The following is an 11773-nucleotide window of genomic DNA, read 5'->3' on the forward strand; positions in this document are numbered from 1 at the left end:
AGGTGGCGATCAAATTTTGCGGGCATTCCACTGTAGCCGCTCCCCCGCTCGCGGCGTATGCTGTTCTTGGCCTGTCATGTGCTCGAAAGTCGTTCCGGGGGGAACGCGGTCATGACAGGGCGGGGAACTGAAGCCATGCCTTCGAATTTCTCAGCTTATGCTTACCTCGTAAGGGCTTACTTACTTACCTCATCGGGCGCGCTTTTGGCAGAACCCGACACCATCTGCTTTGACCTGGATCTCGCCTTGGAGATCGCGGAAAGCGATCGCACCTATGCTGCGGGCCTTGCGGTTTACCCGCTCGGCGTGGATGGCGGCTTGCTGGCGGATTACCCCCTCGTGAGCCACGGCGTGACGGTTCCCGCCGAACGCGCCTTCAACGCGGACACCGCCTACGCGGCTTAAGCGCCTTCGCCTGACCGATACCGGGAGGCGGTCTCGGTCAGGCGCGCAAATGATCCGGATTGAAAGTCTATCCTCCGCTCATGCCACCTGAGCGGTCGATGCCAGCTGCGATCAGCCGCGTGCGTTCGCGAATCGCATGGCCTCGATCGGCGAGCGAAAGCGCAGAACACGCACCGATTTGCTGCCGCAGAGGTCGCACCTTAGCCGGATTGTCTCCGCTTCCGGCTCATCGGGGATGGGAAGATGCATCTTGCCGAGCCCAATGATGGACCGGCGGCGGCAGCGGGGGCATTCGGCGCAAAGCATAAGCGTCACTAGACAGACCAAAGACGCGCAGAATGAGGCATGCGGCGCCCTGCCCAAAAGAACGTCACGTCATTCGCCGATGCGGTAGCCTATTCCCGGCTCGGTGACGATCAGAGTGGGCACGGCGGGGTCGGTTTCCAGCCGCTGCCGAAGCTGGCCCACATAGACCCTCAGGTATTGCGTGTCCTGCACATGCGCCGGTCCCCAGACCGCGTGCAAAATCTGGCGGTGGGTCACGACCCGCCCGGCGTGGCGCGCCAGGAAGGCCAGAAGGTCGAACTCGCGCGGGGTGAGCTTCACGTCGGTGCCGTCGCGCGTCACCCGGTGGCGCGCCCGGTCGATCTCGACCGCGCCGACCCGCAGCACCGGCTCCTCGCGGCTCTGGCCGGCGGCGTTGCGCAAGGCGGCGCGGATGCGCGCCATCAGCTCGCCGACGCTGAAGGGCTTGTTGACGAAATCATCCGCGCCGAGATCGAGCGCCTCGATCTTCTCGGCCTCCCTGTCACGGGCGGAGAGGACGATGACGGGAACGCTGGACCATTCCCGCAGCCGGCGGATCACGTCCTTCCCGTCCATGTCGGGCAGGCCAAGATCCAGAAGTACCACTTCGGGGGGATGGGTCGCGATCTGCCGCAGCCCGCCGGCGCCATCGTCGGCGCGCGCCACGCGATAGCCTGCCGCCGTGAGCGCGGGACTGAGGAAGCGATGGATCGCGGCCTCGTCATCCACCACAAGAACCAGCGGGTCGCTCATGGCGCCTCCTCCCCAATGGGCAGGATGAACGTGATGCGCAGCCCGTGGTTGGTCCCCGGCACGGGGCTCTCGGCGCGCACGCTGCCGCCATGGGCCTCCGCGATCCCCTTGGCGATGGCGAGGCCGAGCCCAGCCCCCTCCCCGCCGTCCGCCTCGCGGCTGGAGCGGACGAACTTCTCAAATACGTGGGGCAGCAGATCGGGGGGAATGCCGACGCCATCGTCGGTCACGCAAAGCGCCACACTCTCGCCCTCGCGCCGCGCCGCGACCTCGATGGATACGGTATTTCCCGCATGGATCACCGCATTGCCCAGCACATTGGTCAGGGCCTGCCCGATCAGGATGGGATCGGCGATAATCAGAGGCAGGTCGGGCTCCAGGCGCACCGAGATCAATTGGTGCGCCCCGCGCCGGCGGGCAGCGCCCACCACCTGGTGGACCACCTCGGCAAGGTCGGTCCAGTCGCGGCGCAGGTCGAGGGCTCCGGCCTCCAGGCGGGTGATGGCGAGCAGGTTGCGCACCATCCCGTCCAGATGCTCGGCCTCCTCGCGCACCTGAAGCAGCAGGTCGCGCCGCTGTTCGGGATCGATGATGTCGCCATAGTCGGAAAGACTGGAGGCGGCGCCGAGGATCGAGGACAACGGGGTACGAAAATCGTGGCTGATGGAGGCCAGCAGGATGTTGCGCACCCGCTCCGCCTCGGCGGCGCTTTTCACCCCGGCCATTTCGTCCGCCAGCGCGGCGCGCACCAAAGCGGAGGCGGTCTGATCCGCCAGCGTGTCGAGCAGCACCCGCGCCTCCGGGTCCAGATCCGGCCGGCTGGCGAGGCTCTCCACGCCCAGCACGCCCACGTTCCCCGCCTGCCCCCGCAGCGGCAGGAACAGCCAGGGCACGCTCGGGAGGGTGGCGGTGCGTGCCCCAGCCGGCTCGCTGCGCTCGAACGCCCAGCGCGCGGCGCTGAGCGAGGCGGTGTCGAGCCGGTCCTCCGGCGGCCAGGCGGCGGCGAGGTTCAGGTCAGGGCCGTTGGGCACCAGCAAAGTGACCGGGCGGCCGATGATGGCGTGAATCTCGGAGGCAGCCGCCTCGGCGATGGAGCCGGTATCGGCGAGCGAGGAGAGCTTGCGAGTGAACTCGAACAGCCGCCGCGAGGCCCGCACCCGCACGGTCGCGGCCTTCGCCTGCTCGCGTGATTGTCCCGCCACCGCCGACATGAGCACCGCGATCACCAGGAACACGACCAGCGCCAGCACCTCGTAGGGCTTGGCAATGGTGAAGGTGTAGACCGGGTCGATGAAGAAGAAATTGTATGCCAGCGCCGAGACCACCGAGGCGAAGATGGCCGGCCAGACGCCATACATGATGGCCGGCATCACCACCGCCAGAAGATAGATCATCGAAACGTTAGGGAGCGGCACGATCTCGGTGAGCTTTTCTCCGGCCAACGTCGCCAGGGCGACGAACACCAGCGATGCGAGATAGCTTGCCGGCTCTCCCAGCGGGGGAAAGCGGCGCAGCGCGGTGGGGCCGCTCATGCCGTCGGAGAACGTGACCACATGCACGGCGATGCCGCTGGCCTTGCGCACCAGCGCGTCGGCGAGGGTGCGCACGAACATGCGCTTGAGACGGGCGGGATGGGCCTGCGCCACCACCACCTGCGTGACATTCTCGAACCGCGCCATGCGCAGCAATTCGTCCACCAGGTCCGGCCCCACCAGGGAGCGGGTTTCCGCGCCCAGGCTTTCGGCGAGCCGCAGAGCCGCGTCCACGCGCTTGCGGCCGGCCGTATCCAGTGTGGTTCCGGGCCGCTCCACCGTCACCGCGAACCAGGGAGCGTCGGCCAGATCCGCGAGCCGCTTGGCCTCGCGCACCACCCGCTCGGCGGACACATCGGGGCCGACGCACACGAGGATGCGCTCGCCGGCGGCCCAAGGCCCCTCGATGGCGCCGCCCTGCATATGCTCCATGAGGTCGCTGTCCACCCGCGCAGCGACGCGGCGCAGCGCAAGCTCGCGCAAGGCAGTGAGGTTCGAGGGCTTGAAGAACCGCTCGATGGCGCGCGCGGCCGTGTCCTGGACATAGACCTTGCCCTCGGCGAGCCGCTTCAGCAGTTCCTCCGGCGGCAGGTCGACGAGCAGCACCTCGTCGGCATCTTGCAAAGCTGTGTCAGGCACCGTCTCGCGCACCCGCACGCCGGTGATGCGCTGGACCACCTCGTTGAGGCTTTCCAGATGCTGGATGTTCAGCGTGGTCCAGACGTCGATGCCGGCGTCCAGCAGATCCCGCACATCCTGCCAGCGTTTGGGGTGGCGGGCGCCGGGCACATTGGAATGGGCGTATTCGTCCACCAGCAGCAGGCCGGGGCGGCGGGCGAGCGCGCCTTCGAGGTCGAACTCCGGCACCAGATGGCTGCGATAATGAATCGGTCGGCGGGGCAGCACCTCAAGATCCGCCATCGCCTCCTCGGTGTCGTGGCGCCCGTGGGTCTCGATGATGCCGGCCACGACATCCACGCCCCCGGCCTTGGCGGCGCGGGCGGCCTGGAGCATGGCGAAGGTCTTGCCCACCCCCGGTGCCGCACCGAGGAACACACGCAGCTTTCCCCGGCCCTCCCGCTCGGCCATCGCGAGCAGGGCATCGGGAGAGGCGCGCGGTTTGTCCTCCAGGTTCATGTGCGGTCCGGTGGCGGGAAAAACGGGTCTTTCGGAATGACGTCGCGCCCGAGCCGGCGGCTCGGGCGTCAACGCCGTCTCGTGACTTTACACGAAGCAGCACGCTGTGGACCGCGCCAAGTCCGGCGCGACAGGTGCCGGCCAGGCACTCACTTCAACGCGTCGAGCGCAAGGTTGAGCTTCAGCACATTCACCTTGGGGTCTCCGAACACACCGAGATCCCGGCCCTGGGTCTGCGCGGACACAAGGGCCGCGACCTTCGCATCGGGCAGGTTCCGGGCCTTGGCCACGCGCGCCACCTGAAGCTGGGCGAAATCCGGCGAGATGTCCGGATCGAGCCCGCTGCCGGATGACGTCACCGCGTCGGCGGGGATCGGCCCGGTGGCGCCGGCATCGCGCAGGCTTGCGACGTCGGCGACGATGCGCTCCTTCAGCTTGGCGCTGGTGGGCGCAAGGTTGGAGCCGGAGGAATTGGCCGCGTCATAGCCGTTTCCGGCTGCGGACGGCCGGGGGTGGAAATATCCCTCCCCCGTGGTCGCCTGACCGATCAGGGCGGAGCCCACCACCGTGCCGTCGCGGACCAGGAGGCTTCCGTTGGCCGGGCCCGGCATCACCGTCTGGGCGATGCCGGTGACGGCCAAGGGATAGGCGAGGCCGGTGATCGCGGAGACTGCGATCAGGACCACGAGTGCGGAGCGAAGCTGACTGAGCATGTGATGATCTCCCTTCAGGGGGCCTTTGCGTTATTCCCTCTCCCGCTTGCGGGGGAGGGTTAGGGAGGGGGAATGGTGAGGACCGGCGAGTTGCAATGCTTCTCTTAAGGCTCCTGCCCCCTCCCCAGTCCTCCCCCGCAAGCGGGAGAGGGAGCGACCGCGCATATCGCGACGGTCTCAGGCGAGGCCGAGGGCCGTGACGGCCATGTCGATGAGCTTGATGCCGACAAACGGCACAACCACACCGCCGAGGCCATAGATGACGAGGTTCCGCCCGAGCACCGCGGAGGCGCTTCCGGGTGTGTAGCTCACCCCCTTCAGCGCCAGCGGAATCAGCGCGATGATGATGAGGGCGTTGAAGATCACCGCCGAGAGGATGGCGCTCTCAGGGGTCGAGAGACCCATGATGTTGAGCACGTTCAACTCGGGGATGGCGACGATGAACAGCGCCGGGATGATGGCGAAATACTTCGCCACGTCGTTGGCGATGGAGAAGGTGGTCAGCGCGCCACGCGTCATCAGGAGTTGCTTCCCGATGCCGACGATCTCGATCAGCTTGGTCGGATCGCTGTCGAGATCCACCATGTTGCCCGCCTCGCGCGCCGCCTGGGTGCCGGTCTGCATGGCGACGCCGACATCGGCTTGGGCGAGCGCGGGGGCATCGTTGGTGCCGTCGCCGCACATGGCGACGAGGCGGCCCTGGCGCTGCTCGTTCCTGATGTAGCTGAGCTTGTCCTGCGGGGTGGCCTCGGCGATGAAATCGTCGACCCCCGCCTCGGAGGCGATGGCGGCGGCTGTGATCGGGTTGTCGCCCGTCACCATCACCGTGCGGATGCCCATGCGGCGAAGCTCGGCGAAGCGCTCCTTGATGTCCGGCTTCACCACGTCCTTGAGGTGGATGACGCCGATGATGCGTCCGCCGTCCACCAGACCGAGCGGCGTGCCGCCGGAGCGTGCGATGCGGTCCACCGCCGCCGCGAACTCGGCGGGTTCGGTCACCTTGTGCCCGGAGGACTCGGAGGCGAACCGCCGCACCGAATCGATCGCGCCCTTGCGCAGGTGCCGGCCATTCAGATCCACACCGGAGAGGCGGCTCTGCGCCGAGAACGGCACGAAGCTCGCCCCATCCGGGATGGTCTGCACGTCGAGGCCGTGCTTCTCCCGCACCAGGGCGAGAATCGAGCGCCCCTCCGCGGTCTCGTCGGCAAGCGATGCCAGAACGGCGGCCTCGGCGGCCTCGCGCTCGGACACGCCGGGCACGGGCACGATCTCGGTGGCCATGCGGTTGCCGAAGGTGATGGTGCCGGTCTTGTCAAGCAGCAGCGTGTCGATGTCGCCCGCCGCCTCAACCGCGCGGCCGGACATGGCGAGCACGTTCTGCCGCACCAGACGGTCCATGCCTGCAATGCCGATGGCCGAGAGCAGCCCGCCGATGGTGGTGGGGATGAGCGTGACCAGCAGCGCCACCAGCACCGGGATCGCCAGTACCGTGCCGCCATAAAGGCCGAGGCCATAGAGCGTGACGACGGCGATCAGGAAGATCAGCGTCATGCCGACCAGAAGGATGGTCAGGGCGATCTCGTTCGGCGTCTTCTGCCGCTCGGCGCCCTCCACCAGCGCGATCATGCGATCGATGAAGGAGGAGCCGGGCGCGGCGGTGATGCGCACGATGAGATAGTCCGACACCACGGTCGTTCCGCCGGTAACGGCGGAACGGTCGCCACCGCTTTCGCGGATGACCGGGGCGGATTCACCCGTGATGGCCGCCTCGTTCACCGAGGCGATGCCCTCGACGATCTCGCCGTCGCCGGGCACCAGGTCGCCGGCATCCACCAGGACGTGATCCCCCACCTTCAGGTCGAGGGCCGACACCTTGGTGAAGGCATTGCGGTTCGCCGGATTGTCCAGCTTCTTCGCCACCGCATCGGTGCGGGAGCGCTTCAGGCTTTCCGCCTGGGCGCGGCCCCGCCCTTCCGCCACCGCCTCGGCGAAATTGGCGAACAGCACGGTGAACCACAGCCAGGCCATGATCTGGCCGGTGAAGGCCACGGGATGGCCGGCCGCGAGATCGCGGACGAACAAGACCGTGACCAGCGCCGCCACAACCTCGGTGACGAAGATGACGGGGTTCTTCACCAGCAGCCGCGGGTCGAGCTTTTTCAGGGCATCGACGGCGGCACGGGAGAAGATTTCAGGGGTCGCGACGGAGGCGACGCTTTTCGTGGACATGGGACCAATCTCCCGAAATCAGAAGGTTTTGCCGGCGAGCATCTGCACCTGCTCGGCAATCGGGCCGAGGGCGAGCGCCGGGAAGAATTGCAGGCCACCGAGGATGAGGATCATGCCGATCAGCAGGGCCACGAACAAAGGACCATCGGTCGGGAACGTCCCGCTCGAAGGCGCGAGGCGCGTCTTGGCCGCAAGCGAGCCGGCGATAGCCATCATGGGAATGATGTAGGCGAAGCGGCCGAGCAGCATGGCGATGCCGATCGTGGTGTTCCACCAGGGCGTGTTCGCGGAGAGCGACGCGAAGGCCGAACCGTTGTTGCCGGTGCCGGAAGCATAGGCGTAAAGCACCTCGCTCAGGCCATGGGGACCGCCATTGCCGACGCCCGCCAGAGGACCCGGCAACACCGCCGCGACCGCCGAGAAGCCCAGCACGCAGACCGGCAGGATGAGGGTGGCAAGCACCGCCATCTTCACCTCCTTGGCCTCGATCTTCTTGCCGAGATATTCCGGCGTGCGGCCGACCATCAGGCCCGCCACGAACACCGCGATGATGGCCATGACCAGCATGCCGTAGAGGCCGGACCCGACGCCGCCGGGCAGGATCTCACCGAGCTTGATCATGACCAGTGGTACCATCCCGCCCAGCGGCGTGAAGGAACCGAGCATGGCGTTCACCGAGCCGCACGACAGGCCGGTGGTGACAGCCGCCCACATGGCGGACAGGGCGACGCCGAAACGCACTTCCTTGCCTTCCATGTTGCCGCCGGTTGGGTCGAGGCCCGCCGCGTGCAGGATCGGCGTGCCCGAGGCTTCGGCCCAATAAGCAAGGCCGCAGGCCGCCACCAGAAGGATCATCATGACCCCCAGGATGGCGTAGCCCTGACGCGGCGAGCCGATCATCTTGCCGAAGGCGAACACGATCGCCACCGACACGACGAGCATCTGCCAGACCTGGAGCATGTTCGCGAGCGCGGTCGGGTTCTCGAACGGATGGGCGGCATTGGCGTTGAAGAAGCCGCCGCCGTTGGTGCCAAGCTGCTTGATGGCGACCTGGGACGCCACCGGCCCGATCGAGATGGTCTGCTGCGCGCCATCGAGCGTGGTCGCCGCTACCGAGCCCTGAAGGGTCTGCGGCATGCCGAGCGCCACCAGCGCGATCGCCGTGACGAAGGCGAGCGGCAGCAGCACGTAGAGGGTGGAGCGGGTGACGTCGACCCAGAAATTGCCGACCCCGGCGGCGTTGGAGCGCGAGAAGCCGCGCACCAAAGCAACGGCGAGCGCAAGCCCGGTGGCGGCCGACAGGAAGTTCTGCACCGCCAGCCCGAACATCTGGGTGAAGGTGCTCATGGTGGCTTCGCCCACATAGGACTGCCAGTTCGTGTTGGTGACGAATGAGACCGCCGTGTTGAAGGCAAGGTCCGGCGAGGTGCCGGCGAAGCCCTGCGGGTTCAGCGGCAGCAGGTGTTGCAGACGCAGGATGCCGTAGAGCAGCGCGAAACCGGCGGCGTTCAGCGCCAGCATGGCGAGGGTATAGCCGACCCACCCCTGGTCGGCGGCCGGGTTGATGCCGGCGGCCCGGTAGATCAGGCGTTCGACCGGCCCGAAGACCGGCGTGAGAAACGTGCGTTCACCCGCATAGACCCGCGCCATGAACAGGCCGAGCGGCGCCGCGGTGGCAATCACCACCACGAAGATCAATGCGATTTGAAGCCAGCCGTTGGAGGTCATGGCGTGTTGTTCCGAATGTCAGGAGAGAAGGAGGGACGAGCGCGCGCGCTCAGAACCGCTCGGGCTGGAGCAGAGCGACGACCAGATAGGCCGCAAGGCCCAGCGAAACGGCGGCAGCCAGAAGGAGATCGATCATGGTGCCGCCCTCACGCCTGTGCTGCCCAGCGGGCGTAGACCGCCATGAGCGCAAAGAAGAAAAGGCCGATGGTCAGATAGAGAATGTCGAGCATGGGAAAGACCTCGTTCGAGGCCTCAGACGCTAGCCGCTGATCCCGTAAAGGGGCGATATGGGTTTGCGGGAGCCGCATAAGGAATTCATAAGGGCCGCTCGGGAGCACCCGCGTTTGGCTTGCGGATCCATCATCCGCCCCGCCGGCAGCGGCCGAAAGCTCGGCATTCGCGCACAAGCGGGGACGCTTCGGCGCGGGGAATCCGTAAAATCGCGGCGCAATATATCAAGGACAGGGCTCAAGGCACTGCCGCCCGGCGTTGTCCGGTCGAGGCGCCCGCGTCTGCGCGCGCGCAGACGCGGGCGGTGGCGCTCTTACCGCTTCAGTTCGCGTGCTTCGCGAGCGCGGCGGGCCTTCTCGCGTGCGATCTCCGCCCGCTCTGCCTCGGCCTTTTCACTGGCCTCCCGCAGGGCCTTCAGGCGCGCCATCTTGACCTGGGCGGCATCGGCCTCCGGGACGACCGGGGATGGCGCCGCCGGCCGGTTGAACACCGCCTCGGCCCGTGCCTTCAAGTCCTGTGGTTTGTTCGCCAATGTCGTGTCCCGAGAATCAATCGCTGAGCGCAAAGACTACGCTTGACGTCGCGATGTCGAAAACCAAGCCTGTGTGTCCGTGGGCTCAATTATCTTTGGCGACCCCGGCAGGGCTCGAACCTGCGACCTGCCGCTTAGAAGGCGGCTGCTCTATCCGGCTGAGCTACGGGGCCAGCGGGCTGCTTCTACCGTAACGCGACGCGGCTGCAAAACCATGTCCGTGTTGATCGGCAAAGTCGCCGGTGAAGCCGCACGAAATGATGCTCGCACGCACTACAGGCGAAATGGATCAGTGGGTCCACTGCCCGGCGCGGCGGAAGGTGAAATTGTCGGAATAGGCCATGCGACGACGCGCCGGCTCGTGCGGCTCAATCACCTGATAGGCGATGCCATGGCGCTCGGCATAGGCGACAGCCTCGTCCTTGGTGGCGAACTGGAGGTGAACTTGGCTACGCATGTCACCGGAGGAGGTGTAGCCCATCAGCGGATCGATGCTGCGCGGCCGCTCGGGCTCATATTCCAAGGTCCAGTGCTTGGTCTTGGCAAAGCCGGACTGCATCGCATTGCGTGCCGGCTTGAAGATGCGTGCCACCATCACTCGCCCGCCCTCGTTCGCGCACCGGAGGAACATCGCCGACGCCGCAAATTCCATCATTGCAACAATTCTAGCTTAGGCCGCGCGCCAAAGGCAACGCAGCCGATGCCGCACGCAAGCATCTCCAACACGCAGAACGCGTCAGTCGTCGCGATAGACCCGCTCACGCCGCTCGTGGCGCTCCTGCGCTTCCACGGAAAGGGTCGCGATCGGGCGAGCCTCAAGCCGCTTCAGGGAGATGGGCTCCCCCGTGTCCTCGCAAAAACCATAGCTGCCATCCTCGATGCGCTGGAGGGCAGCATCGATCTTGGAAATGAGCTTGCGCTGGCGGTCACGCGCACGCAGCTCAATCGAGCGGTCGGTCTCCGAAGAGGCCCGGTCCGCCAGATCCGGATGGTTCTGGTTTTCGTCTTGAAGGTGCTGCAGCGTTTCGCGCGCCTCCTTCAGGATGTCGTCCTTCCAGTTCAACAGCTTGATGCGGAAATATTCCCGCTGCCTGTCGTTCATGAAGGGCTCGTCCTCGCGGGGGCGATAGTCCTGGTCGATTTGGATCGACATCAGCAATGTCCTCGATACAGCTTCGCTGATCCCGTCGGGTCGCCGCGCTTATAGCCATCCCCTCGCCCGCCGACAACAGGGGAGCGACCACGAACGCGCGACGGGACGATTCAATAGGCGTATTGCACGCTAAATGTGCTCGCACTGAAGCGTTTCTCGGCAAATAGCAGCGTCAGACAGCGAAGCTCCCGCTGCCTCAGGCTCACCACCACGCCTTGCCGAGGTTGAACGCGTAGCTCAGAGACATGCCGCCTGAGAACTGATTCTTGTTGGAGACCAGCGGAGAGTTCGCGGCGTCGCCGACCAGATACTCGTAGCTGGCATACATGCCCCAGGTGAAGCCCTTGCCGAGATCGCGGGTGACCTGTGTCGTCAGGCCCCAGGATTCGATGCCGCTGCCGGCGGTATAGACCGGGACATTGTTGTTGAAGATGCCGGCGAAGAGCGACTGCGTCGGGGTAACGCCGTAGAACGACTCCATATAGTTCGACCCGGCGAAATTCACGCGGGGGCCGATGGCGAAGCGCCAGGGGCCGTAGGGCGCGATGAAGTCCGCGCCGGCATTGCCGACGAAGCCGCTGAAGCCGCCCATGCCGTACATGAGTTCAGCGCGCAGGCGGAACCAGGACACCGGAAACCATTGCACGAACCCGCCGGCTTCCAGCGTGGGATCGATATCACCAAGGCCCGCGAGACGGGGCGAATCATCTTCGTCACGCCCGAGGCTCACGCTCCAGGCGGCACCGGCCGAGAGGCCGTTCAGGTCGAAGAAGGCGATCGAGGAGCTGTCGTCCACGCTCTGGAAGTTGAACAGTTCCCGGCCCTTGGAGAGGCTGATGACCGGATAAGGAACCCCGAGGTACCGGTCGCTACCGGGATAGGTGGGCTCGACCCGTACGCCGACGCCGAGCGTCAGGTACCAATTGTCTTCGACGAAGACGAAATCAGGCGCCTTGAAGCCGGGAAACAGGGAGTTTTCCTGCGCCAAAGCAGGCAGGCTGGACAGGGCGAGCGCGCCGCCGACACACAGCCCCAACAGTCTCCGCTGTCCCAT

12 protein-coding genes and 1 tRNA gene are annotated in these 11773 nt (G+C 66.3%); 1 reads left to right on the forward strand and 12 read right to left on the reverse strand.

Going from position 1 to position 11773, the window contains the following annotated elements; genetic code table 11:
* The first annotated feature begins 204 nt into the window (after nt 1-204).
* Entirely contained in the window at nt 205-405 is a 201-nt protein-coding gene (locus ADADO0_RS20680; protein ID WP_511307078.1) for a hypothetical protein, read from the forward strand.
* A gap of 375 nt (nt 406-780) precedes the next feature.
* Here ADADO0_RS20680 and ADADO0_RS20685 read toward each other — a convergent pair whose 3' ends face one another.
* From ADADO0_RS20685 to ADADO0_RS20740, 12 genes are all read right to left on the reverse strand, one after another.
* The gene (locus tag ADADO0_RS20685; RefSeq protein WP_511307079.1) at nt 781-1464 is read right to left on the reverse strand and encodes a response regulator; all 684 of its coding nucleotides are present in this window, start codon (nt 1462-1464) and stop codon (nt 781-783) included.
* Nucleotides 1461-4133 carry a DUF4118 domain-containing protein gene (locus ADADO0_RS20690; RefSeq protein WP_511307080.1) on the reverse strand — a complete coding sequence of 891 codons (2673 nt, stop codon included), beginning with the start codon at nt 4131-4133 and terminating at the stop codon, nt 1461-1463. Before ADADO0_RS20690 ends, ADADO0_RS20685 begins: the two co-directional genes overlap by 4 nt.
* A 149-nt stretch (nt 4134-4282) precedes the next feature.
* Nucleotides 4283-4846 carry a potassium-transporting ATPase subunit KdpC gene (kdpC, locus tag ADADO0_RS20695; protein ID WP_511307081.1) on the reverse strand — a complete coding sequence of 188 codons (564 nt, stop codon included), beginning with the start codon at nt 4844-4846 and terminating at the stop codon, nt 4283-4285.
* A 177-nt stretch (nt 4847-5023) separates the two neighbouring features.
* Nucleotides 5024-7075: a potassium-transporting ATPase subunit KdpB gene (gene kdpB / locus ADADO0_RS20700; RefSeq protein ID WP_511307082.1), complete on the reverse strand. Its 2052-nt coding sequence runs from the start codon at nt 7073-7075 to the stop codon at nt 5024-5026.
* Nucleotides 7076-7093: 18 nt separating this feature from the next.
* Complete coding sequence (kdpA, locus tag ADADO0_RS20705) at nt 7094-8803, reverse strand: potassium-transporting ATPase subunit KdpA (protein WP_511307083.1); 1710 nt, start codon at nt 8801-8803, stop codon at nt 7094-7096.
* Nucleotides 8804-8852: 49 nt separating this feature from the next.
* Nucleotides 8853-8939, reverse strand: coding sequence for a K(+)-transporting ATPase subunit F (gene kdpF / locus ADADO0_RS20710; protein WP_511307238.1), 87 nt, complete (start codon nt 8937-8939; stop codon nt 8853-8855).
* Between the two features lie 10 nt (nt 8940-8949).
* Nucleotides 8950-9111: a hypothetical protein gene (locus ADADO0_RS20715; RefSeq protein ID WP_511307248.1), complete on the reverse strand. Its 162-nt coding sequence runs from the start codon at nt 9109-9111 to the stop codon at nt 8950-8952.
* A gap of 236 nt (nt 9112-9347) precedes the next feature.
* Complete coding sequence (locus ADADO0_RS20720; protein WP_511307084.1) at nt 9348-9566, reverse strand: hypothetical protein; 219 nt, start codon at nt 9564-9566, stop codon at nt 9348-9350.
* Between the two features lie 96 nt (nt 9567-9662).
* Nucleotides 9663-9739, reverse strand: a tRNA-Arg gene (locus tag ADADO0_RS20725).
* 116 nt (nt 9740-9855) lie between these two features.
* Nucleotides 9856-10161 carry an ETC complex I subunit gene (locus ADADO0_RS20730; protein ID WP_511307085.1) on the reverse strand — a complete coding sequence of 102 codons (306 nt, stop codon included), beginning with the start codon at nt 10159-10161 and terminating at the stop codon, nt 9856-9858.
* Between the two features lie 141 nt (nt 10162-10302).
* Nucleotides 10303-10719, reverse strand: a complete 417-nt coding sequence (gene dksA, locus ADADO0_RS20735; protein WP_511307086.1) for an RNA polymerase-binding protein DksA — start codon at nt 10717-10719, stop codon at nt 10303-10305.
* Between the two features lie 202 nt (nt 10720-10921).
* Nucleotides 10922-11773: a MipA/OmpV family protein gene (locus ADADO0_RS20740; protein ID WP_511307087.1), complete on the reverse strand. Its 852-nt coding sequence runs from the start codon at nt 11771-11773 to the stop codon at nt 10922-10924.

Source organism: Aquabacter sp. (genome assembly GCF_965279295.1).
In the GTDB taxonomy this organism is placed as follows: Bacteria; Pseudomonadota; Alphaproteobacteria; order Rhizobiales; family Xanthobacteraceae; genus Aquabacter.